At 65.5% G+C, this 23667-nt stretch carries 20 protein-coding genes and 1 pseudogene; 14 read left to right on the forward strand and 7 right to left on the reverse strand.

Annotation, left to right across the window (positions count from 1 at the left end):
- Nucleotides 1–62 precede the first annotated feature (62 nt).
- Nucleotides 63–1919 carry a protein translocase subunit SecD gene (gene secD, locus CKO27_RS20575; protein WP_200376798.1) on the forward strand — a complete coding sequence of 619 codons (1857 nt, stop codon included), beginning with the start codon at nt 63–65 and terminating at the stop codon, nt 1917–1919.
- Nucleotides 1920–1930: 11 nt separating this feature from the next.
- Nucleotides 1931–2863 (forward strand): protein translocase subunit SecF, encoded by a 933-nt coding sequence (gene secF, locus CKO27_RS20580; protein WP_200376799.1) that lies wholly within the window; start codon nt 1931–1933, stop codon nt 2861–2863.
- Nucleotides 2864–2947: 84 nt separating this feature from the next.
- On the opposite strand, the gene CKO27_RS20585 is transcribed toward secF, so the two are convergent.
- Together CKO27_RS20585 and CKO27_RS20590 are read right to left on the reverse strand one after the other, a co-directional pair.
- Nucleotides 2948–4075 carry an NAD(P)/FAD-dependent oxidoreductase gene (locus CKO27_RS20585; RefSeq protein ID WP_200376800.1) on the reverse strand — a complete coding sequence of 376 codons (1128 nt, stop codon included), beginning with the start codon at nt 4073–4075 and terminating at the stop codon, nt 2948–2950.
- A 200-nt stretch (nt 4076–4275) separates the two neighbouring features.
- Complete coding sequence (locus tag CKO27_RS20590) at nt 4276–4902, reverse strand: arylesterase (protein ID WP_200376801.1); 627 nt, start codon at nt 4900–4902, stop codon at nt 4276–4278.
- Between CKO27_RS20590 and CKO27_RS20595 the strand changes: the two genes are divergently transcribed.
- The 5 genes from CKO27_RS20595 to CKO27_RS20615 all read left to right on the forward strand — a co-directional run bounded on the left by CKO27_RS20595 (nt 4901) and on the right by CKO27_RS20615 (nt 11808).
- Nucleotides 4901–5593: an ABC transporter ATP-binding protein gene (locus CKO27_RS20595; protein ID WP_200376802.1), complete on the forward strand. Its 693-nt coding sequence runs from the start codon at nt 4901–4903 to the stop codon at nt 5591–5593. The genes CKO27_RS20590 and CKO27_RS20595 overlap by 2 nt on opposite strands.
- Nucleotides 5590–8079 (forward strand): ABC transporter permease, encoded by a 2490-nt coding sequence (locus CKO27_RS20600; RefSeq protein WP_200376803.1) that lies wholly within the window; start codon nt 5590–5592, stop codon nt 8077–8079. The genes CKO27_RS20595 and CKO27_RS20600 overlap by 4 nt, the downstream gene beginning before the upstream one ends.
- Nucleotides 8080–8285: 206 nt before the next feature.
- Nucleotides 8286–10262, forward strand: coding sequence for an EAL domain-containing response regulator (locus CKO27_RS20605; protein WP_242471046.1), 1977 nt, complete (start codon nt 8286–8288; stop codon nt 10260–10262).
- Nucleotides 10263–10327: 65 nt separating this feature from the next.
- A complete protein-coding gene (gene arfB, locus CKO27_RS20610) occupies nt 10328–10750 on the forward strand; it encodes an alternative ribosome rescue aminoacyl-tRNA hydrolase ArfB (RefSeq protein ID WP_200376805.1) in 423 nt (140 codons plus the stop codon).
- Between the two features lie 149 nt (nt 10751–10899).
- Nucleotides 10900–11808 (forward strand): Rpn family recombination-promoting nuclease/putative transposase, encoded by a 909-nt coding sequence (locus tag CKO27_RS20615; protein WP_200376806.1) that lies wholly within the window; start codon nt 10900–10902, stop codon nt 11806–11808.
- A gap of 152 nt (nt 11809–11960) precedes the next feature.
- Here CKO27_RS20615 and CKO27_RS20620 read toward each other — a convergent pair whose 3' ends face one another.
- Nucleotides 11961–13520 carry an MFS transporter gene (locus CKO27_RS20620; protein ID WP_200376807.1) on the reverse strand — a complete coding sequence of 520 codons (1560 nt, stop codon included), beginning with the start codon at nt 13518–13520 and terminating at the stop codon, nt 11961–11963.
- A gap of 431 nt (nt 13521–13951) precedes the next feature.
- Between CKO27_RS20620 and CKO27_RS20625 the strand changes: the two genes are divergently transcribed.
- Nucleotides 13952–14842, forward strand: coding sequence for an S-methyl-5'-thioadenosine phosphorylase (locus tag CKO27_RS20625; protein WP_200376808.1), 891 nt, complete (start codon nt 13952–13954; stop codon nt 14840–14842).
- A 21-nt stretch (nt 14843–14863) separates the two neighbouring features.
- Nucleotides 14864–15391, forward strand: coding sequence for an adenine phosphoribosyltransferase (locus CKO27_RS20630; RefSeq protein ID WP_200376809.1), 528 nt, complete (start codon nt 14864–14866; stop codon nt 15389–15391).
- 121 nt (nt 15392–15512) lie between these two features.
- On the opposite strand, the gene CKO27_RS20635 is transcribed toward CKO27_RS20630, so the two are convergent.
- The gene (locus CKO27_RS20635; RefSeq protein ID WP_242471047.1) at nt 15513–16475 is read right to left on the reverse strand and encodes a radical SAM protein; all 963 of its coding nucleotides are present in this window, start codon (nt 16473–16475) and stop codon (nt 15513–15515) included.
- Between the two features lie 111 nt (nt 16476–16586).
- Between CKO27_RS20635 and CKO27_RS20640 the strand changes: the two genes are divergently transcribed.
- From CKO27_RS20640 to CKO27_RS20660, 5 genes are all read left to right on the forward strand, one after another.
- Nucleotides 16587–17594, forward strand: a complete 1008-nt coding sequence (locus CKO27_RS20640; RefSeq protein WP_200376810.1) for a hypothetical protein — start codon at nt 16587–16589, stop codon at nt 17592–17594.
- On the forward strand, nt 17591–18286 hold the full coding sequence (locus CKO27_RS20645) for a hypothetical protein (RefSeq protein ID WP_200376811.1): 696 nt from the start codon (nt 17591–17593) through the stop codon (nt 18284–18286). The genes CKO27_RS20640 and CKO27_RS20645 overlap by 4 nt, the downstream gene beginning before the upstream one ends.
- A 186-nt stretch (nt 18287–18472) precedes the next feature.
- Nucleotides 18473–18847: a hypothetical protein gene (locus tag CKO27_RS20650; protein ID WP_200376812.1), complete on the forward strand. Its 375-nt coding sequence runs from the start codon at nt 18473–18475 to the stop codon at nt 18845–18847.
- A gap of 229 nt (nt 18848–19076) precedes the next feature.
- Entirely contained in the window at nt 19077–20846 is a 1770-nt protein-coding gene (locus tag CKO27_RS20655; protein ID WP_200376813.1) for an ABC transporter ATP-binding protein/permease, read from the forward strand.
- Nucleotides 20843–22201, forward strand: coding sequence for a GH1 family beta-glucosidase (locus CKO27_RS20660; RefSeq protein WP_200376814.1), 1359 nt, complete (start codon nt 20843–20845; stop codon nt 22199–22201). The genes CKO27_RS20655 and CKO27_RS20660 overlap by 4 nt, the downstream gene beginning before the upstream one ends.
- A 65-nt stretch (nt 22202–22266) precedes the next feature.
- Here CKO27_RS20660 and CKO27_RS20665 read toward each other — a convergent pair.
- The 3 genes and pseudogenes from CKO27_RS20665 to CKO27_RS20675 form a co-directional block, all read right to left on the reverse strand.
- Nucleotides 22267–22467 (reverse strand): annotated as a pseudogene (locus tag CKO27_RS20665) (transposase); the annotation flags it as partial.
- On the reverse strand, nt 22446–22817 hold the full coding sequence (locus CKO27_RS20670) for a hypothetical protein (protein ID WP_200376815.1): 372 nt from the start codon (nt 22815–22817) through the stop codon (nt 22446–22448). The pseudogene CKO27_RS20665 and the gene CKO27_RS20670, both read right to left, overlap by 22 nt.
- Nucleotides 22814–23602: an IS4 family transposase gene (locus tag CKO27_RS20675; protein ID WP_200376816.1), complete on the reverse strand. Its 789-nt coding sequence runs from the start codon at nt 23600–23602 to the stop codon at nt 22814–22816. The genes CKO27_RS20670 and CKO27_RS20675 overlap by 4 nt, the downstream gene beginning before the upstream one ends.
- Nucleotides 23603–23667: the final 65 nt, after the last annotated feature.

Genomic DNA, 23667 nt, shown 5'->3' on the forward strand with positions numbered 1-23667 from the left:
GCCCCTCCCCCGCATATCCCGCGACCACCCTTGCGACCAGTGATGGCGAGATTGGAACTGCAATGAACCGATACCCCCTGTGGAAGAATCTACTGATCCTGGGCGTGATCCTGGCCAGCCTGTTCCTGGCCTGGCCAAATCTTTACTCCCAGGATCCATCGATCGAAATCACCGCCGCGCGCGGTGCCGAGGTTACCGAGGCCAGCGCCGTCGAGATCAAGGCCGCGCTCGAGAACGCCAAGGTTCCGCTCAAGAGAATCGACACTCTGGACGGCGGCAAATTGCTCGTCCGCCTCACGACCCCCGGCGACCAGTTGAAGGGGCAGGAGGCGATCGAGCAGACGCTGTCGGAGCGTTATCGCACCGCGCTCACCCAATCCGCCGATTTGCCACGCTGGATGCGGGCGGTCGGGCTTGAACCCATGTCCCTAGGCCTCGATTTGCGCGGCGGTATTCACGTCGTCATCGACGTCGACATGGAAGCCGCCCTGGACCAGGCCCTGGAGCGCTATATCGGGGACATTCGCTCCCAGTTGCGCGAGGATAAGGCCAACTATCTGTCCGTAACCCGTGACGGAGCGAATCTCACCATCAAATTCACTGACGCGGCTGGCCGCGACCAGGGCGAGAAAATACTCAGGCGCGAGTTCCGCGATCTCCAAATCCAGACGAGCGAGACCGACGGTCAGTTCGAACTCAAGGCCGGCCTGCCCGAGGCCGAGCAGAAGCAGATCAAGGATTTCGCGCTGGAGCAAAACATCACCACCCTGCGCAATCGTGTCAATGCGCTAGGCGTCGCCGAGCCCAGCATCGCACGCCAGGGCGAGCGGCGCATCGTGGTGCAGTTGCCCGGAGCCCAGGATCCCGGGCGCCTGAAGGAGATCCTCGGCGCCACCGCTACCCTGGAATATCGGTTGGTCGATACCGAGGGCAGCGTGTCCGACGCGGTGGCTGGACGCCCACCGATGGGCAGCAAGCTCTATTACGAGCGCGACGGAAAACCGATTCTGCTCAAACGCCGCGTCATCGTCACCGGCGATCAGATCACCGACGCCTCGGCCGGTTTCGACGGCCAGAGCGGCACGCCAGCGGTATTCGTCAATCTCGACGGCCAGGGCGCGCGGCGCATGCGCGATGTCACCACCGAGAATGTCGGCAAGCCGATGGCGGTGGTCTTCATCGAGAACCGCACCACCACCAAGATGGTGGATGGCGAGCCGGTCAAGTCGACCCGCAAGGTGGAGGAGGTCTTCAGTGTCGCGACGATTCGCGAGCCCTTCGGGCGGCGCTTCCAGACCACCGGACTCGATAGCAGCAACGAGGCCCACAACACCGCCCTGCTCCTGCGCTCGGGCGCGCTGGCCGCTCCGATCGAGATCGTCGAGGAACGCACCATCGGCCCCAGCCTGGGCCAGGACAACATTGACCAGGGTCTGCTCTCGGTCACCATCGGCTTTATCCTGGTCGTGATCTTCATGGGGATCTACTACCGCGTCTTTGGGCTGATCGCGAACCTGGTCCTGCTCTTGAACCTGGTGATGATCATTGCCGTGCTGGGGATGCTGGGCGCGACCCTGACCATGCCGGGCATCGCCGGAATGGTCCTCACGATCGGCATGGCGGTGGATGCCAACGTACTGATCTTCGAGCGTATCCGCGAGGAGGTTCGGATCGGCAACTCACCCCAGGCGAGTATCGCCGCGGGCTATGAGAAGGCGCTGTCGAGCATCATCGACGCCAACGTCACGACCCTGATCGCCGCGCTCATGCTGTTCAGCTTCGGCACCGGCCCGGTCAAGGGGTTCGCCGTCACCCTGACGATTGGTCTGATCACCTCCATGTTCACCGCCATCACCTGTAGCCGCGCTGCCATCAATCTGCTGTACGGCGGCAAACGGTTGAAATCCCTGCCTGTTTGAAGGACATCCCCATGCTCGCCATCAAACTCCCCAATCTGGACTTTCTCTCCCAGCGCCGTAAGGCGCTGATCCTCTCCGGCGTGATCATGCTCGTGAGCCTGCTCTCGCTGGCCATCCTCGGGGTCAATCGTGGCCTGGACTTCACGGGCGGCACCCTGATCGAGGTCGGCTATAAAACGCCGGCGGACCTCGCCGACGTCCGCGCGGCCCTGTCCGACGGCGACTTCGGCAGCGTCATGGTTCAGCAGTTCGGAACCCCACGGGATGTTCTCCTGCGCATCCCTCCCGTTGGTGATGTGAACGACGCCGAACTCAGCCAGCGCGTGCTGCGCGCCCTGAACGCGGCCGCCCCGGATCAGGTGGAGTTGCGCCGGGTCGAATTCGTCGGTCCTCAGGTCGGCAAGGAATTGGCCGAGCAAAGCGGGTTGGCGGTGCTGTTTTCGGTCATGGGCATCCTCGCCTACGTCTCCCTGCGGTTCGAATGGCGCTTTTCGGTCGGGGCGGTGGCGGCCACGGTGCATGACAGTATCTTGATCATGGGGATATTTTCGCTGTTCCAAATCGATTTCGATCTCAACGTCCTGGCGGCGGTGCTGACGGTCATCGGCTACTCGCTGAACGACACCATTGTCGTGTTCGACCGGGTCCGGGAAAGTTTCCGCAAGATGCGCAAGGGAACGGCTCTGGAGATCATGAATAAGTCGGTCAACGAAACCATGTCACGCACCGTCATCACGGCGGGAACCGTGCTCCTGGTGGTGGTGGCGCTCTATGCGTTCGGGGGCGAAAACCTGCGTGGATTCTCGCTGGCGCTGATCATCGGCGTCATTTCCGGCACCTATTCGACCATCTACATCGCCAGCGCGGTGGCCGTGATGCTCGGTGTAAGCCGCCACGACCTCATACAGACGCCTAAGCAGGCAGAAGTCGACGCTCGCCCCTGATCGGCCCCGAAACGCCGGCCTTGGCCGGCGTTTCATTAAGCATCGAAGGTTGGTCTCTAGTGGCTGACGGGGCTTATACCCGGTTTAGCGATAACGCCGCAGATACATCCACTCGAAGAAGCGCTTGAGCCAGTGGAAGAGGCGCATCGAGGGCAGCACCAGGTTATATTTCTCGGTGCGCGCCACGAGCATCCCGCTCTGATTGGTGTCGACGATGCAGATCAGCTCTACCCGGAAGGTCGCCTTGGGCGCGCGCCCCGCGAACTCGCCGACCAGATTGCGCGCCGCCGCCCGCGCCTGCAGATCCGCCATGTGGCCCTGCTTGGGCATCCAGTCCGGTCCGGGGAAGCTCCCCGAATCCCCCGCCACGTAGACCCGCTCGAAACCCGGCACCCGACACTGGGCGTCCGCCTGCAACAGACCGCCCGGCGAGCGCGGCAGATCGGTATTGTCGAACCAGGCGTTACCGGTCACGCCCGGCATGAAGAGGATGAGATCGGCAGCGAATTCCTCGGCCTCGGTGGTCACGGCGGTCGGCGAGAAGCCCTTGAGCTTGTGTCCCAGATGGGTGCGGATGCCACACCGCTTCATCTCGGCCAGCAGGCCGTCGACCGCCTTGGGACCGAGCCGGTTTCCGGGACGCTCGGCCGGGGTGAAGAAATGCAGATCGAACCTGTCGCGCCGCTTCTCCCGGCGCAACTGGTTGTCCATGCCGAACAGGAACTCGAAGATAGGCCCGCCGCGCATGGAGCTTTGCTCGTTCGGGTTGCTGGCGAAGCCCATGGCGATGCTGCCGCCATCCATCGCCCGGACCCGATCGCGGATCTCCTTGACGGCGGCCACGCCCTCGCAGGGGACGATGGCGTGCTCGATGCCGGGCAGCTTCTTGATGAAGCGCCCGCCGCTGGCGATGATGAGGCCGTCGTTCTCGACCGACCCGTGGGTGGTTTCCAGCAACCGCCCGCCGTTCTTCAAGCCGGTCGCCTCTCCGGCCATGTGCCTGACCTTCATCCGGTCGAAGAAATGGCGCAGATCGATGACCAGGTCATCGCCCGTGCGCAGACCGCAGGGTACCCAGATGAGTCCGGGGTAATACATGAACTCGGGTTTTCGGCTGACCAGGGTGATTTCAAGCTCGGGATCGAGCCGTCGCAGAGTGATCACCGCCGTCAAGGCGGCGAAGCCGGAACCCACGATCGTGACGCGTTGCATGAGAGACTCCATGTGTGTTTGGACCCGAGGGTCCGGAATTGGACTGGAAGCGGGTGCAGGGGCTAGATGTCCGAAGAATGGACAGGATTAACAGGATGTTTCAGGATTTACAGGACAAACGACGGTTGTCCCATAAAAAGCCTGTTAATCCTGTCTATCCGAAAGCCTGGTATGGGGTATGGACATTCCATGAACCCCGCTCACGGCCGATTCCCGGCGCTCGCCCTCAGCAGTGGCTCCAGGGTCGGCCAGACGTTGTCCAGGATCCGGCCCTGCGCCTCGGCGGTGGGATGCAGTCCATCGGGCTGCATCAGCTCCCAGTTCTCCGCTACATCCTTCAACAGGGCCGGAACCAGTGGCACGCCCTGAGCCGCGCCGACCTCCTGGAACATGGCTTGAAAGCCGCGGGTGTAAGACGCACCATAGTTCGGCGGCAGGCGCACGCCGATCAACAGGACGCGAGCACCGACGTCTCGACCTTGGGTCACGAGCCGCGCGAGGTTCTCGCGGATCACGTCGAAACCGAGTCCCCGCAATCCATCGTTGGCGCCCAACTCGATGACCAGCACCGCCGGCCGATGCCGTTCCAGCAGGGGCGGCAACCTTGTCAACCCACCCGTTGTCGTATCCCCCGAAACGCTCGCGTTGACTACCTGGTGCGGCAGGCCCTCACCGGTGATGCGCCCCGCGAGCAACGCGACCCAACCCTCATCGCTCGCCAGGCCATAGCTCGCGCTCAGGCTGTCGCCCAGTACCAGCACGACCGGTGGCTTGGCGACGACGATCAGGGGCAGCCACAGCAGTAAGAACAGGAGTAGTCGGATCATGTCGGATCAAGCCGTATCGCGGGCGATTGGATTAGGCAAGCATGTTACCGGGCCGGCCGGCGGCTTGACCATCCTCGCGGCGCTGGACCTGGAGATCAACGCCGGCGAGGCGGTCGCCATCCTGGGCGCGTCCGGATCCGGCAAGTCGACCCTGCTCGGCCTGCTGGCCGGTCTGGACGACGCCAGCTCCGGCGAGGTCTGGCTGTGCGGCCGGCGGATCGCCGATCTGGACGAGGACGGTCGCGCCGAGTTGCGCGCGGGACGGGTCGGCTTCGTGTTCCAGAATTTTCAGCTCCTGCAAACACTGACCGCGCGCGAGAACGTGCTGCTCCCGCTGGAACTGACCGGCGCGCCCGACGCCGCGCGCCGCGCCGACGACGCCCTAGAGCGGGTCGGGCTGACGCCGCGCGCCGGGCACTATCCGCGCCAGCTCTCCGGCGGCGAGCAACAGCGGGTCGCCATCGCCCGGGCCTACGCGCCCCGCCCCGCCGTGCTCTTCGCGGACGAGCCGACCGGCAATCTGGATCAGACCACCGGCGAGCACATCATCGATCTGCTGCTCGATCTGCGCCGCGACGCCGGCCTGGGATCGGGCGCGGCCCTGGTGCTGGTCACCCATGACCCCCAACTCGCCGAGCGCTGCGACCGCCGGCTGCGGATGCACGACGGGCGTCTGGAGACCCTCGCATGACGGCCTGGCGGATCACCCTGCGGCTGCTGCGTCAGGACTGGCGCGGTGGCGATCTCTATCTGCTGTCCGCCGCGCTGGTGCTCACGGTCGCGGCCATCACGGCGGTCGGCTTCTTCACCGATCGGGTCGAGGCGACCATGGAGCGACAGGGCGGCGAGCTGATCGCGGCCGATCTGGCGCTCGAATCCTCCTCTCCGCTGGCGGACGATCTCTCGAACGAGGCCGAGACACGCGGTCTCTCCATCGCGCGCACGGTCGAATTCCGCAGCGTGGTCGTGGCCGACCAAGGTCCCCAATTGGTGCTGATGAAGGCGACCGATCCCGCCTATCCGCTGCGCGGCCAGCTTCGCGTCAGCGACGGCTTCGACAGCCTGGATCGACGCGCGGAGGGCGGCCCGCCGCCTGGCGAGGTCTGGGTCGAATCGCGTCTGTTGCGCCTTCTCGGGGTCGCGATCGGCGAGCGTCTCGGCATCGGCGAGTCGCGCTTGCGCATCGGGGCCATCCTGACCCTCGAACCGGACCAGGGCCGGAGCTTCTTCAACATCGCCCCGCGCGTCCTCATGAATCTGGCCGACCTGGAGGCGACCGGCCTGATCGGACCGGCGAGCCGCGTCACCCATCGACTCCTGATCGCCGGCGCGGCGACCCCGGTGGACGCCTTCGCCACCTGGGTCAAGCCCCGGCTCGCCGCCAACGTCACACTCAACAACGCGCTCGACGCCCGACCCGAATTCGCCTCCGCCGTCGATCGCGCCTCGCGCTTCCTGCATCTGGCGACCCTGGTGACCCTGCTGGTCGCCGGCTCCGCCATCGCGCTCGCCAGCCATCGCCTGGTCGAGCGCCAGACCGATGCGGTGGCCGTGATGCGCTGTCTCGGCGCGCCGCGAAACCTGCTGATGCGGGTCTTCGTGCTGCGTCTGGTTCTGTTCGGACTTCTCGCCAGCCTGGTCGGCTGTCTGCTCGGCTGGCTGGGTCAGGCCGGTCTGCTGGCGGCGCTCGCGGACTGGATCGGTCAGGATCTGCCGCCGCCCTCGTTCGCCCCGGTCCTGGTCGGGATCGCGACTGGCCTGATCGCCCTGCTGGGCTTCGCCGTGCCGCCGCTGGTCCAACTGGCCAAGGTTCCGCCGCTGCGCGCGCTGCGTCGCGACCTGGGGACGCCACGCGCCTCCGCCGCGCTCACCCTCGCCGCCGCCGCCCTGGCGCTGGCCCTGCTGGTCGTCTGGCAGGCCGGCGACTTCGGGCTCGCCTGGAAACTGCTCGCTGGCGTGTTCGCGACCCTGGCGACGCTGATCGGCGCGGTGCTCCTGCTGGTGCGGCTGGCGGGTCATCTCGCCGGTCGCGCGCGCGGGGTCTGGCGGCTCGGCCTGGCGGCGCTGGCGCGACGTCCGAGCGCGGCGGTCCTGCAGATCGCCGGCTTCGGCATCGGCATCCTGGCGCTCCTGCTGCTCGCCGTGGTGCGGGTGGATCTGCTGAAAGCCTGGCAGGACACCCTCCCCGAGGGCGCGCCCAACTATTTCCTGATCAACATCCAGCCCCAGGAGGTCGAGCCGCTGCGGGGCTTTCTCGACAGGGCCGGAATCGCCGCGCCCGAACTCTATCCCATGATCCGAGGCCGGCTCACCCGCATCAACGCGCACGCGGTCGAGCCCTCCGATTACGAGAATCCGCGCGCCGAACAGCTCGCCACCCGCGAGTTCAACCTGAGCTACGGCGTGGAACCACAGCCGGACAACCGCATCCTCGCTGGCCGCTGGTGGCCCGACGGCGAGGCCCCGCCCCAGTTCTCGGTCGAGGAGGGTATCGCCGAGACACTCGGCATCAAGCTCGGCGACGAGCTGGCCTTCTGGGTCTCGGGTCACGAGGTCAGCGGTCCGGTCACCAGTCTGCGCGAGGTGCGCTGGGACAGCTTCAACGTCAACTTCTTCGTCACCGCCTCCCCCGCCCTGCTCCAGGACGAGGCCGCGACCTTCATCACCAGCTTCCATCTGCCCAAGGACCGCGAATCGGTCATCGTCGAGCTCTCCCGGACCTTCCCAAGCGTCACCACCCTGGACGTGGACTCCATCCTGCGCCAGGTCCGCCAGGTCATCGACCGGGGCGTGCTGGCGGTCGAGTACGTCTTCCTCTTCACCCTGGGGGCGGGTCTGCTGGTGATGTACGCCGGGATCCAGGCGAGTCTGGAGCAACGCCGGGTCGAGCACGGCATCCTGCGCACCCTCGGCGCCAGCCGCCGCGCCCTGCTGACCAGCCTGGCGGTCGAGTTCACCGTCGCCGGACTGCTCGCCGGTCTGCTCGCCTCCATCTTCGCGGAAGCGACCGGCTGGCTGCTCGCCGAGCAACTCTTCGAGCTGGAGTTCAGCTTCAACCCCATGCTCTGGGCGATCGGGGTTTTTGGATCGGGGCTGCTGATCGGATTGGCCGGTACGCTCGCGACCTATCCGCTGCTGATTCACCCGCCCTTGCGAACGCTCAGGGGCGAGGGCTAATTGGCGCCGACGCTCAGGTTTCGTCGGCGATTTGTGCAGCCAGGATTTTTGTGTTCAATATAGTCATGGACGTATCCGAAGCCGGATAATGACCGGCACCTGGCTCCGCCCCTTTTCTCTTGACGACGAGCCGAACACGACAGAATCCGACCATGGACGACAATCGACCCACAGGCGCGATCCTCCTCGTAACATCCGATGCCACGATGGCCGAGCCGCTGCGGGCGGCTCTCGCTACGCGCGGGGTGTCCCTGGAGGCGTGCGCCGAGATCGCGGAGGCGAGGGCGATCATCACCGCCAACAGCCCCTCGCTGCTGCTGCTTAGCCTGCCGCCTTCGACCAACCCCGAGGACATCGGGGAACTGGCCGGTCGTCTCCTGGCCGATCAGCCGACATCCGCGCGGCTGGTCATCCTCATCCCGCGCGAGGACATCCGCCTGCGGCTCGCCGCCCTGCGGGCGGGCGCTGAGGCCTGTCTCACGTTTCCATCCGTCGTCGACGAGCTCGCCGAGCGCCTGGCGCGACTGGTCGGGGCGCGGCGACCGGATCCGGAGCGGATCCTCGTGGTCGACGATCAGCCAGTCGCTGCGCTCTTTGCCTCCCGCGTGTTGCAAGGCGCCGGCATGGTGACCGAGCGCGTGAGCGATCCACTGCGGGTCATCGAGGCCCTGGAACGGTTCAACCCGGATCTGGTTCTAATGGATCTGCACATGCCGGGCGCCTCGGGGATCGAGCTGACCGGCATCATTCGCGGACACGACCAGTTCGCCGAGCTTCCCATCATCTTCCTGTCCGCCGAGCTGGATCCGGATCTGCAACTGGAGGCCCTGCGGATCGGTGGCGACGACTTCCTGTCCAAGCCGGTCGCGCCTGACCGGCTGGTGTCCTCGGTGCGCGAGCGCCTGCGGCGCGCCACTGAGCGGCGGCGACACATTCATGGTCCGGAGACGCTCGACCCGCTCACCCGGCTCGGCACGCGCGAGCGTCTGCTCAAGCATCTGGACTGGTTGATCGGGCAGTCCTACTCGGGTCGGTCGGCGTCGGAGGCCAGCGGATTCGAGCGTCGCGCGGGTCAGCGCGCCATCATCTATCTGGAACTGATGGGCGACGAGGAATCCCTGGAGGTGATGGCGGCGGAGATCGCCGCGCGTCTCCATCAGGGCGATCTGGCGGCCCGCGTGGGCGAGCGCTCCGTGGCGATTCTGGTGTGGCGGGCGAATCACCAGGCCATCACGCAGTTCGCCCAGATCCTGACCTTTCAGGTGGTCAAGGTGCTCGATCAAACGACCATGGGCGCGGCCCTGGGCAGCGGCTGGTATCCTTTGACCGGCGCCTGCCAGGATTCGGTGACCCTGCTCTCGCGGGCGCGCAAGGCGGCGGATGCATCACTGCGGCGCGGTGGCGAGCGGGTCGCCCGCTACCAGCCGGTCGACGCGCGCGAGGAGGACGAGCTCCATGTCTCCCAGATTCTGGAGGCGGTCGAGGACGACCGGCTGCAACGGCTGTTCGAGCCCATGGTGGCGCTGACCGGCCTGATCGGCGAGCGCTACGAGATGACGCCGCGCCTGTGCATCGGCGGCGGCGAGTTGCTATCCCCCGCGGCCTTCCTTCCGGTCGTGGCTCGCTCGGACCTCGCGCCCAGGCTGGACCGCTGGCTCCTGTCCTCCGGCCTGGATGCGCTCAAGGAGCGAATGGACAACGGCAAACCCGTGTTGCTGTTCATTCACCAGACGCTCCTCGGACTGGAGGATGACGGCTGGATCGACTGGGTGCGCGATCAGATCAATGACCGCGATCTGATCCGACTGCGTCCCGTCTTGCAGTTCGAGATCACGGAGGCCGACCAACAGCTCAAACTCGCCACCCGGCGGGCGCGCGAACTCGGACGGCTGGGAATCCGTATCTGTCTGAACGGCATCGACTTCAGCGAGCGCAGCATGCGCGTCCTGCATGCCCTACCCTCGGCCTACGCGCGCATCAGCCGGAGCGTGATCCACGGGCCGGACGCGGACTCGATCGCCTGGCTGATCCAGTCGGTCCAGGCATGCGGGGCGCGGGTCATCGCCACCGGCGTCGATGGGCCAACCGCGATCGCGCAGCTCTTCAGCGCCGGTGTCGATCTGATTCAAGGCCCCTACGTGCAACCGCCGACCATCGCCATGGATTTCGAGTTCTCGGTTTAGTCCTCGGCCACGTCAAAACTAGGAGCCGGCTTGTCCGGCCGGGAGCGGAGCCTCAGAATCCGCCCATGCTTGAGATCACCCCCGCTATCCTCATCGCCGAGTCCGAGCTTTCCGAGCGGTTCATCCGCTCTCCGGGGCCTGGCGGGCAGAATGTGAACAAGGTGGAGACCGCGGTCCAACTGCGCTTCGATGCCGCTCGTTCTCCCTCGCTCCCCGAGGATGTGCGCCAACGTCTGCTGCGGCTGGCCGGGCGACGCGCCGATGGGGAGGGGGTGGTGACGATCGAGGCCCATCGCTTCCGTACCCGCGAACGCAACAGGGAAGATGCCCGGATGCGTTTGGCGGAGCTGATCCGACAGGCCGCCCACCGACCCAAGCCCCGCATCGCCACCCGACCCAGCCGTGCCTCGAAGGAGCGACGCCTGGAGTCCAAGCGTGCTCAGTCCATCGTCAAGCGGCGACGAACCGAGCGACCGCGCGAGGACTGACGTCCGGAAGCCGGGTTCAGATCTGTTCCCATTGCACATCCGCACTGCGGCGGCGGTTGGGTTGCCGCTGTTGGCCACCTGACATTCGCGCTCGCCCCTCCCGACGTGGCTACAATGGCGACATCCCGCCCCCGGACCGTCCTTCCGCCATGCCCTTCGTCACGACTGACGCGCTGCTCGACCCCAAGAACGACTACGTCTTCAAGCGCCTCTTTGGCGAGGCTCCCGAGTTGCTGGTGTCGTTGATCAACGACCTGCGCCCGGACCTGCCCGAGATCCACTCGGTGGAGATTCTCAATCCGGGCATCAACGCCGAGGAGTTGCGCGGCAAGTACATCATCCTCGACGTGCTGGCGCGCGATGGGGAGGGGCACGCCTACAATGTCGAGATCCAAGTGCGTCGCCATGGTGCCTGGCACCAGCGGGCGCTCTACTATTTGGCGCGGATGCTGGCGCCTCAATTGGAGCAGGGCGAGGATTACGTCACGTTGCGCGCGGCGGTCGGCATCCATCTGCTGGACTTCGATCTGTTTACCGACACGCCTGAACAGTGCGCGCAGGCGCGGTGGCGCTTCGAGATGCGCGACGCGCGTCAGCCCGAGGTCACGCTGGGGAACCGGCTACAATTGACGCTGATCGAATTGAAGAAGGCGGACCGGCTCGGACTCGGGTCCGATCCGCTGTCCGCGTGGATCACCTTTTTCGAACATTGGCGAGAGGAGCAGACCATGGCCGCGATCGAACATGCCCCGATTCAGGAGGCGCTGAACCGCGTGCGTCAGTTGAGCGCCGACGAGGAAGCGCGGCGGCTGGCGTTCGTGCGCGAGCGGGCGCTGCACGATGAGGTGTCTTTGCTCAAGGAGGCGCGCGAGGAGGGCGAGCAGATTGGGATGCGGAAAGGCCGTCAGGAAGGCCGTCAGGAAGGTCGCCTGGAAGCCGCCCTGGACACCGCCCGCAACCTCATCATGCTCGGCGTACTCAGCGACGGGCAGATCGCCCAGGCCACGGGACTGCGCGTGGCCCAGGTCGAGGCACTACGCTCCGCCGCCCCGTCCTGAGCAAGGTAGTTCATGGCACCAACGCCTGACCTTTGAACGCCCTCGGGAAACCGGGGGCGTTTTTTGTTGGGCGCGATCCTGAAACCTCGGCGCGGGGCTCGATGGGTTTCGCTTCACTCTACCCATCCACGAATCGGGGCATTACCCATGTTTCAAACCTCGTCCGCGGCCACCGTCGCGGTTCGCTGGGCATAGCGGTGAAACAGCCAGAGCAGCAGCGCGGAGAGGCTGTACATGACGGCGAACTCCGGCGCGGCGTTCAGTCCGAAGTGATTCTGCACGCCGCTCTCGACCAGTCGATAGGCGTGGATGACGCCGAAATAGGACAGCGCGGCGGCGGCCAGCGACCAGGCGGCGGCTTTGTCGAAACGGCGGTCGATCATGAAGGCCAGCATGGCGGCCAGAACCGTGGAGGTGAAGACGAATCCCTGGCTGAGCGCGATCACCCCGTGGATATAGAGATCGTTGCCGAAGCGGTCCACCACCGCCAGTAGTGAGCTGCCGCTCACCCGCAGCGTCGTCTCGATCAACAGCAAGGCCCAGGCCGCCAGCGCCGGAATCAGGCCGAGACTCACGGCCAGGGCATGTCGGCGGGGCGTTTCCTGAAACGCCTGGCTGGTCATGGTCAGCCCGATCCAGAGCAGGATGCCGAGCGTCGCCTCCAGCGGCACCCAGGCCATCACGGCGGCATAGGCCCCGGTGAAGCAGAGCAGGCTCATGGCGAGCGCGTTGAGCACCGAATAGCCCGTTCCGGCGCCCATGGACTTCCAGGCGGGGTGGCCGATGTAGATGGTCGTCGGAAAGGCGCTGCCGAAACCGGCGGCGAGCAGGGTGCCGAATCCATTGGCCAGCAGCGAGGAGCGCGTCTCGTAGCGATCCCCGGCGGCCTCCGCGCTTTCCAGGTTTTGCAGCGCGCCGAGGATGTTGATGAGCCCCATGGGCAGGATCACGGCGAAGTACTTCCAGCCCAGGGGCGAGAGCATCAGCGCCAGCATCTCGCCCGGCACCGGTTGCGGCGGATGGAACCCGAGATCCACCGCGACCGGCGGCGCGACGCTCGGTAGCCACCCGACCGCGTGGAGCAGGGCCGCGATCGCCACGCCGGTGCAGACCGCGACAAACCCGCCGGGTAAGCCCCAGGGAAGACGCAGTTTCGCCGCATAGACGCCGAGCAGGATCATCATCGGCAGCATCGCGAGCGCCGGGGCCGCGAAAATCTGGAACACGAAGCCCATGGCGATGAAGGTCAGGGCGATGCCGCCGAGCGCCGAGAGCAGGGCCGCGCGGGGCGTGTTGCGGCGCAGCCAGTCGGCCACGAAGGCGCCGAGGATCTCCATGACGCCATTGAGGAAACAGGCGAACAGACCGACTTGCCAGGCCAACCGCGCATCGCCCGTGTCGCGGTAGACCGGACCGATCACCAGGAACATGAAGGCCATGAGGCTGACGGTATTGATGCCGTAGGGCAGGGCGGTCACGTCGGAGCGACCGGTACGAATCGCCAGCCGGCGCGCCTGCCAGGCGTAGAAGAGATTGCCGAACACCACCGACACGGCGACCGCCGGCAGGATCTGCTCGGCGATCATGGCGGAGGTGAATCCGCACAGCGTCGGCCCGAGCAGCACGATCAGCATGATCTGCAGGAGATTGTCGACGAAGAGACCGAAGAAACCGTCCAGGTCGCCGCGACGGAAGAATGCTTGGGAGGTCATGGGTGGCAAGCCTTTGCTGCTTATGAAAGGGGCGCGGGAAGGAATCCTCGGGAGTCGCCTCGCCTGGCGATCCGGCCCGATGGCGCGGGCGATTCCCACAGGGCGCGACACTAAACCGGGAGGCGCGATTTCCAAAGAGACGCGCACCCCTGGATTGATGCAGGTCAGAGGAACGCCATGCGCGGGATGGTCGCGCGCCGGTCGGCTCCGGCCAGGAGGGTGAACGGCGACGTGCTAAGGTGATTTCCGGGAATCAGTATTCCGACCTCGAATGGCGGCAAGTCTTGTAGGGGCGATTTAAATCGCCCCTAAATACGGTTACTTCCTTTCCCGGAAATCGCCTTAGGCCCGGAACGCATGCCGATGCCAATTCGCGCGGCCAATCGGGTAGACTCTCGGCCCTGTTGAAACTCGGATTTGGGGGATAGCGAATGGCAGGCGAGAGTAGCGCCCGGGTGATCGGGATCATCGGTGGCAGCGGTGTCTATGACATCGAAGGGCTCACCAACAAGCGCTGGGAGCGTGTCGACTCGCCCTTCGGCGCGCCCTCGGACGAGTTGCTGCGCGGCGAGCTGAACGGGCAGCCCATGGTGTTTCTGCCCCGCCATGGTCGCGGGCACCGGATCCCGCCGTCCGATATCAACTTCCGCGCCAATATCGACGCGCTCAAGCGCGCGGGGGTCACCGAGGTGATCTCGGTCAGCGCCGTGGGTTCGCTGCGCGAGCATCTGCGTCCGGGCATGTTCGTGATCGTCGATCAGTTCATCGACCGCACCTTTGCCCGCGACAAGAGCTTCTTCGGCACCGGACTGGTGGCGCATGTCTCCATGGCGCATCCGGTATGCCATCGGCTCGGCGACCATATCGAGGCGGCGGCGCGCGAGGCTGGCATCGAGGTGGCGCGCGGCGGCACCTATCTGGTCATGGAAGGGCCGCAGTTCTCCAGTCTGGCCGAGTCCGAGCTTTATCGGAGCTGGAATTGCGACGTCATCGGCATGACCAACATGCCCGAGGCCAAGCTGGCGCGCGAGGCCGAGATGTGCTATGCGACGGTCGCCATGGTCACCGATTTCGACTGCTGGCATCCCAATCACGACGACGTCACGGTGGACGCCATCGTCAAGGTGCTGCTGTCCAATGCCGACAACGCTCGCGACATGGTGAGAAAGCTCGCGCCGCGCCTCCAGAGCGATGCCGGCGCCGCGACCTGCGGTTGTCGCACGGCGCTCGAACATGCCCTGATCACCCCGCCCGAGGCGCGCGATCCCGAACTCGTCCAGCGTCTGGACGCGGTCGCCGGCCGTCTGCTCAATCCCCGCTAACCCTTTTCCGGATATCGACCCATGCCCATCAAGTCGCGCATTCGCACCGTTCCCCATTATCCCAAGCCGGGCGTCATGTTTCGCGACATCACGACCCTGCTCAAGGACCCCATCGGTTTCCGCGTCACCATCAATGAGCTGCTCAATCGTTATAGCGACACGAAAATCGATCGGGTGGCCGGCATCGAGGCGCGCGGCTTCATCGTCGGCGCGGCGCTGGCTTACCAACTGGGTCTCGGTTTCGTGCCGATTCGCAAGAAGGGCAAGCTGCCGGCCGAGACCGTCGGGCACGATTACGATCTCGAATACGGCACCGACCGCATCGAGATGCATGTGGATTCAGTGTCCAAGGGCGAGCATATCCTGCTGGTCGATGACCTCATCGCCACCGGCGGCACGGCCGAGGCGGCCTGCAAGCTGATCGAGAGCATGGGCGGCAAGATCGTCGAGTGCTGTTTCGTCATCGACCTGCCGGATCTCGGCGGGCGCGCGCGGCTCGAAAAGCACGGACACAAGGTCCACGCGCTTTGTGAGTTCGAGGGCGACTGAGCCTCGGGCGATCGGGCGGCGGCCCTCGGGCGGCCGACCCGTCGCCTTCGGGCTTCTCTGTCGCGGGTTAGGCCGGGACGCCCAGGCCGGTAGCGCGCCGATGTTCGGTCGCGCTCACGCCCTAAAGTCCTCGTCGCGACCCGGCCCGCAGTGAAGCGGTGTCCGGCCGGTCGATCGCCGCCCTGACACGCGCCAGCAGCGCTTCCTTGTCGGCGCCGAGCGTTCCCTTCAGAACCAGCCAGTTCGAGGCGTGATCCGAGCGGAAGATGGTCCGCCGGAGTTCGAGCGCGGACAGGAATCGCTCCATTTCGCGAAACAGCCCGGATGGCGGCAGGGCCTGCCACTCTGGCCAGGCGGCGCGATAGCGGGCGCCGCCGTCGTTCAGCATGAGCACCAGGGTGGACAGGTACTCGGGCGCCGTGATATTGATCAGGCGCGCGGAGTTGTCCGCGTGTCGATCGCTCAGGGCTTCGCCGCCCAGACCATTGATGATCATGACCGAACGGCGGATACCGGCCTGGCGGAGCTTGTCGAGCGACTCGCGGGTCGAATCGAAGCTTTCGCCCTTGTTCACCCGCGCGAGCAGGGTATCGTCGCCGGATTCCGCGCCGAGGTAAGCGAGCTTCAGGCCCGCGTCGCACAGCTCATTGAGTTCGCCGACCGTCTTCTTTCTCAGATTGCGCGCCAGGCAATAGCTGGAGACGCGATGCACGGAAGGCAGATGGGCGCGGATCGCCTCCAGATAGGCCAGCAGGCGGCGTGTCGGCAAGGCCAGCGCATCGCCATCGGCCAGGAAAACCCGGCGTACCTGATCGCCCAACTGCTCGCCGGCGCGGCGGATGCCGTCCAGTACCTCGGCCTCCTCCCTGGCGCGAAACCGCTTTTGCGGCAGCCGATACATCTCGCAGAAGAGGCAGCGATTCCAGGAACAGCCGTCGGTGACCGGCAGGATCAGCGACTCGGCCTCGCTCGGCGGACGATAGACCGGTTCGACGTAGCGGATTGGTGGATCCTGATTCAGCGGTCTGCCCTCCGAAATAAGACGATTACCGGGAAGCCTTGTACCCGCGATCCGTCCGGTCATGGACAGGATTGACAGGATGTATAAAGTTCTGTTTTTAATCCTGTCAATCTTGAAGAATCCTGTTAATCCTGTCCATTTCCTCGCCGGGCGCGACTCAATCGGAGGTGATCCTTGAAACTCTTCCAATCCATCTTCGGCGGTGGAGAAACGCGCGGGCGCTACCCGGAATCGCTCATCGACCTAGCGACCGAGCGTGCCGTGGACGGCACGGACTCGCGGCTGCGCCTCCTGCCGGGTTACCGCAAACGGTTGCGGAAACCGATCGTCCAGGCGATCGACCATGTGGTGGCGCTGGTGGATGCCATCCATGAGCCGCTGTCGGCACGCGCGCGCGACCACGGCGCGGACCCGCGTCTAGCGGCGGTTTTCTCCTCCGCAGGCGACATGCTGGATCTACTCGGGCGTGATTCGGCACTGAGCGAGTTCCTGGCGAGCGCGGAGGGGCGTGACGCCGGACAGGTCAGCGCCCTGCTGCTGGCCGAGCGGGTGGAGCGCAACATCCTGGGGATGGATCTGGTCGGCGATCAGGTGCGGCGCGATGTGCCTCAGGTGGCGGTCAGCTTCACGGCCCATCGACTGCTGGATCCGAACGCGAGCGAGGCGGAGAGCCGCCGTCAGTGGAAGCGCCGTGCCTTCGACCATCTGCTAACCCTGGCCTTGACCCGGATCGCCGAGGCGCGGGTGGAGCGCGCCGACCTGACCCGTCAGCGCGATCTGCTCAGGCGCAAGCTGGCCGCGCTGGAGCGTGGCGGCTGGAGCTTCGAGCAAACCGAGGCCGGACACCCGGATCCGGCTACCCTGGTGGCCGAACTGGATGCGATCAGCGCTCAGTTGGACGCCTTGGGCGCGGATCACGAGGTGTTGCACATTCATCTGCGGATCGTCGCCGAAGTGCTCGCGGAGGCCGAGCGCCAGCTCTGGTCCGAGCCGATCACCCTCTTTCTCGATCCCATGAACATCCAGCGCGACGAGCGGGATCCCTCCGCGCGCCGTATCGAGCTGCTGGAGCTGCGCAATGCCCGCGATCGACGCGCCATCCTCTTGCCGCTCACCATCGTGCCCGCCGAGTTGCCCGAGCGGGAGGATTTCGTGACGGCGGCGGAGCGCTATCTGCAATGACCGCCAGGCGGCTCGAGTCCGGGGAGCGACTGCGGGCGCCAGGCGCCGCCGCCATCGCCGGCCTCCTCTTTTCGATCCTGTTGATCGCGAGCCTCCTGCTGCTGCGCCAGGCGGTACCCTACGATCCGCTGGAGGCCGGAGCCTGGCTTGAGACCCGCACGGATACGGTGGCGCTGGCGCTGAATCTGGTTCCCTTCGCCGGTATCGCCTTCCTCTGGTTCATCGGGGTGCTGCGCGACCGACTGGGCGAGCGGGAGGACCGCTTTTTCGCGACCGTTTTCCTCGGCAGCGGTCTGCTCTTCCTCGCCATGCTCTTCTTCTCGGCGGCGGTCGTCGGCGGGCTCATCATCGCCCACACGGCCGATCCGGGACGGCTGCTCGGCTCCACGACCTTTAGCCTCGGTCGCGCCATCACCTACGAGATCATGAACGTCTACGCCATCAAGATGGCCGGGGTCTTCATGATCGTCACCTCGACGCTGGCCCTGCGCACCGGCTTCCTCGCTCGCTGGATCGCCTTCCTCGGGTATCTCCTGGCCCTGCTGCTCCTGTTCAGCGGTCGCCACATCGAGTCGGCCCTGATGGTCTTTCCGGTCTGGGTGCTGCTCATCAGTGTCTACATCTTGATCGATAATCATCGAGGGACCGCCGCCGGTGGCCGCCAACCCGGGGAGAGGGATCCTGTCGAATGACGCCAAGCAAGACCATGGTCGAGTCCACCGCGGGGGTTTCGGGGGGCATCAAGGTGTTCGGGAGCCGATCATCGTCCCCGTACCCGGCGAGGTCGATTCGTTCTGGCGATTCTGTATCATCCTCCCGGAACCTTCAGTCAGCGGTCCAAAGCCGGCCGCGATAACCTCGATCGGATGAGTTCAGCCATGTTGGAGCACATTCATGGGGTCGCCCGCCGTTTGCTGCCCATTCGCCCGCTGTTGATCGGCCTCGTGGCTTGCGGGGTGCTGAGCGCGGCCTTTGGGCTGTTCGCCTTCGTCGGCAAGGAAGGCGATGCCATTCTGATGCCGGCCATCATGCTCATGCTCTGGGCGGTGACGGGACTGATCTTCATCGATGTCTTCGCCCATTCGCCGGGACTACCGCGATCGCATTCGGACGTTTGGAGTGGGCGCCTGCTCGGCCAGCTCTGGCGGTGGTTTCAGTGGGCCCTGGTGCTGGGATTCGCGACCCTGAGTCTGACCGTCGCGGATCTCAGTCTGCACATCGCCGACGTCTGGTTGCTGGAGCGCGGCCATTGAGCGCCAGATGTGGGCGCGTGTTCCAGGCGCAACCCCGTGGCTTGGCGGGAGTGCCGCCGCCAATCCAAAGCGCTTGAAGCTCCAGGGATTCGGAGTCCGCCGGGCCTCTTAGGGGGCTCGGCGAAAAGGGCACATAAGCTATACTGGCCCCTTCGCACAGTCACCTTGAATCCTCCACCCGCCGCCCCTGATCGAGCGGCCTCACGCCAAGGGTGCCGAAACCTCGGCCATGCGCATCGTCTGGTCCCTCCTGAACCTGCTCAAGGTGCCCATCACTCCGGCCATCTGGGGGCGCTTTCGCCTCATGATGCGCGAGCTCGGTCGCTCGGAGATTGGCGGCAAGGCGCGCCTGATGTTCGCGCTCCTCATCGTCTTTCTTTTTGCCATCAACGGCCTGAATGTCCTGACCAGTTATGTCAATCGGGACTTCATGACCTCGATCGAAAACAAGAACATGGATGGGTTCCTCTTCTACGCGCTCCTCTTCGTCGGGGTCATGGGCGTGTCGACGGTCGTCGCCGTCTTCTATCGCTACACCGAGGAGCGACTCGGGCTCTTGTGGCGCAAGTGGCTGACCCAGCGGGCGATCGAACGCTATCTGAACGATCGGACCTATTTCCGGCTGCACGCCAGCGGGGAATTGCCGAATCCGGATCAGCGCATCGCCGAGGATATCCGCGCGCTCACCGCGACCACGCTTTCCTTCACCCTCATGTTCCTCAACGCCACCTTCACCGTGGCGGCCTTCTCCGGGGTGCTCTGGAGCATCAGTCCGCGGCTGTTCGTGGTGGCGGTCGCCTACTCCATCCTGGGTTCCTTGTTGACCATCTATCTGGGCAAGCCGCTGGTGCGGCTCAATTACGACCAGCTCGACAAGGAGGCCAACTTCCGCGCGCGCCTGGTGCATGTGCGGGCGAATGCCGAGTCGGTGGCGCTCCTGCGTCGCGAGGGGCGGCTCAGGGCACGTCTGCGCGATCGGCTGGATCGGCTGACCGCGAATTTTCAGCGCATCATCGAGGTCAACCGCAACCTCAGCTTCTTCACCACCGGCTACAACTATCTGATCCAGATCATCCCGGCCCTGATCGTGGCCCCGCTCTTCATCCAGGGCCAGGCGGACTTCGGCGAGATCACCCAGTCGGCCATGGCCTTCGGTCATCTGCTTGGGGCCTTTTCGCTCATCATCACCCAGTTCCAGTCGATCTCGGCCTATACGGCGGTGGTGGCCCGGCTCAACGCCCTGCGCGACGCCATGACCCAGGAGACCGCGGTCCAAGCCCCAACGGTGGAATTCAGCGAGGCCTGCGGCAGCGTCGCCTTCGAGCGCCTCACGCTCCAATCCCCCAGGGATGGGCGGATCCTGGTCCAGGATCTGACGCTCTCGATTCCGGCCGGGGTCTGTCTGCTGGTGCGTTCCACCAGCGAGGCGGCCGAGAAGGCGCTGTTCCGGGCGACCGCCGACCTCTGGTATCACGGCGCGGGGCGCATCCTGCACCCCGGTCACGATGAAATCTTCTTTCTGCCCGAGCGACCCTATGTGCCGCCCGGAACCCTGCGTGAGATTCTGCTGCGCGCCGGACTGGAGCAGGGGATCCCCGATTGGAAGATCCTCGACAGCCTCAGGGCGCTGAACCTGGAAGGGCTGCTCGACAAATCGGGCGGATTGGACCACGAGCAGAACTGGAGCGATCTGCTGTCGCTGAACGAGCAGCAACGCCTAGCCTTCGCGCGGGTGCTGCTGGCCGCGCCCCGGTTCGTCTTCCTGGATCACCCGAGCCGGAGTTTGAGCGAATGCCCATTGGGCGACCTGCTCAACCTGCTGCGCCAGCGCGACATCACCTATCTCACCCTGGGCGACGCGGCGGACGATCCGCGCTTTTATGACCGTCTGCTGCGGATCGCCGACGACGGTTCCTGGCGTCTGAGCCCTCCAGGTAACGGGACCGCTCCCGAGGAGCCACCGTCGAAGCCCTGGAGACCCGATGGCGCCCGTTCATGAGTGACGATCCGCTTTTTCCCGCTGATTTTCTTTGGGGCGCCGCCACCTCGGCCTATCAGATCGAGGGCTCGCCGCTGGCCGATGGCGCCGGCCCGAGCATCTGGCACCGCTTCGCCCACACGCCTGGCCGGGTGCTCAATGGCGACACCGGCGATCTGGCCTGCGATCACTACCGTCGCCTGGTCGAGGATCTGGATCTGATGGCCGGGCTGGGTCTCGGAGCCTATCGCTTCAGCGTCGCTTGGGGCCGGGTTCTGCCGGAAGGGCGGGGGAGTGTCAATCCCAAGGGACTCGATTTCTATCGGCGTCTGGTGGATGGGCTGCTGGAGCGGGGCATCGCGCCCATGCTCACCCTCTATCACTGGGATCTGCCGGCCGCCTTGCAGGATCGCGGCGGCTGGCTGAATCCGGACAGCCCCGGCTGGTTCGCCGATTACGCGGATCTGATGTTTCGCGCGCTCGATGACCGCGTGCCCCTGTGGGTGACCCTGAACGAGCCCTGGGTAGTGACGATTCCGGGTCATCTGGATGGCGAGCTGGCGCCGGGCCATCGCGACCTCTTCGAGCCGCCGAGGGTCGCGCACCATCTGCTGCTGGCCCATGCCGAAGCGGTCGCCGCCTACCGCGCCCTTGGTCGCCATCGCATCGGGCTCGCGGTCAACCTGGAGCCCCAGCATCCCGCGTCCGCCTCGCCCGAGGACCGGGCCGCCGCCGCGCGGCGCGACGCCTTCATCAATCGCTGGTTCCTGGATCCGCTGTTGCTGGGCGTCTATCCGCCGGAACTGGCGGCCCTGTTCGGCCCCGCCTGGCCCGCCTTCCCGGACGCGGACCTCAAGCGCATCCAAGCACCGACCGATTTCATTGGGGTGAATTATTATTCGCGTGGACTGGTGCGGGCCGATCCCGATGTCCAGCCGCTTGGCGCGGTCCGCGTCACCCCGGAGCCGGCTCCCCGCACTACCATGGACTGGGAAGTCTATCCCCAGGGGCTGACCGAAACCCTGCTATGGCTCAAGGAGCGGTATGCCAATCCGCCGCTCTACATCACCGAGAACGGCGCGGCCTTCGCGGATGGCGGACCGCTGGACGGCGAGACTCCGGACCCGCGACGGGTCGACTATCTGCGCGCGCACCTGCTGGCCGCCCAGGAGGCGCTGGCGCAAGGTGTCGATTTGCGGGGCTATTTCGTCTGGTCGCTGTTCGACAATTTCGAATGGGCTCGGGGGTATGGTCAGCGCTTCGGTCTCTTCCAGATCGACCCCGTCAGCCTCGCGCGGGTGCCCAAGTCGAGCGCCCGTTACTACCGTGACTTGATCCGACGCCATCGGGGCGGTTCGCGCGGTCGCGGCGCCTAGTGCCTCGTTCCGCTGAACCGTGCGCGACGGGTGTCGATTGGCAATTCACAACAGACCAGGCCCGTATCCACCTTCAGGCGCCCGATCTCGCTGTAGAGTCGTTCTGGCGCGCTCTGATCATCCGCAGGCTTGCGCCTACGTTTGGTCTCGCACAGCGTTCCGGCGTACTCCAAAATCTCCTTCTTCCATTGTCCGACTTGCAGCGGATGCACGCCGTGCTCCTGGCCAATCTCGTTGACGGTTTTCACCCCACGAATGGCCTCCAACCCTGAGGTATCCCCACGAACTCACCCCCGCCAACGCCATCGGCTAGCAGTGCGTCATGGTCATTCGCTACCCATTGACCAGGCAGGTCGACGGTTGGAATCAACTCATCCAGGACGGGACGACAACTCTCCAGGGCGCACAGCAACCGGGCCAGGAAATGGCGCGAATAGACGCGTCGCTTGCCGTTTCCCGGATGCAACCGCCGATCAATCCCGGCCCGTTCGGCGGCCGTGCCGAGTAGCCACAGCAGGAAGGCGCCCAGTGAGGCAATCAGCACCAACACCGTGAAGCGCCCGGCACTGCGGGAGCGACTGCGTTCTAACCCCTCGCCAAAATGCAAATTTTTCATGTCTCGAAAACTCTCTTCAATTTGCATGCGTTGGCGCTACAGTCGCACCACAGCGCGTGCCGTGCCGTCGGCGAAGCGCGTCGAGGCGACCAGCAACCAGGGTTCGCGCGCCGCCCGGGCGGCCTGCCGACTCTTCTTGGAGCGGGACCGCTTGCCGGCGGCGTCGTGGTCGCGCGTTTGAAAAGGGTCTTGCAACTGATCCAGCGCGTGTTCAGTTTCACGAAATCGCGTCCCCGGACGCGTCCGACCCAGCGCCAGCCGAGGCGCTCGACTTCGCGGAAAAACGGCACTTTGAAGCCCGCATCGGCGATGATGATCGGCGCCAAGCCCGGCGGCAACAGCTCCGCCAACCGGTGCAGAAAACGATGCTGGACCGTGCGGTTGCCCAGCCTCTTCTGCGGATGCACCTCCTCGTACAGGGTCAGGCTGCGCCCGCCGACGGGCCGCGAGGCACGCAGCAGGTGCCGCGACTGATCGGCCTTCAGGTCCGACCAATCGATCAGGATCAGCGGTTCTTTCAGGCGCGCCAAGGTGACCCGGCAGAGCGCCCGATCAATGGAGCGCGCTTCGCCTTGCAGGTGCCGATTGCCCAGCAGGCGATCGGCGCGTTTGATCTTGTAGCGCAGATCGACCGCGTCCCCGAAGCGCCGACCGACATCGGTCAACGACAGGGCCGGTCCACTCACACACGACACCACGGCCGCAAACAGGGTGGCCAGGCGCCGGCAATAGATGTGTGGAAGTAACGGATCCAGGCATCGGTGTAGAATCGTGATGACAGGCATCGGGGGTCTCCTGGGTGGTTTCGTCACTTCCCAAGGACCACGATCCCCTGTGCCTGTTCATTGTC

It is taken from the genome of Thiocystis violacea, assembly GCF_016583575.1.
GTDB lineage: Bacteria > Pseudomonadota > Gammaproteobacteria > Chromatiales > Chromatiaceae > Thiocystis > Thiocystis violacea.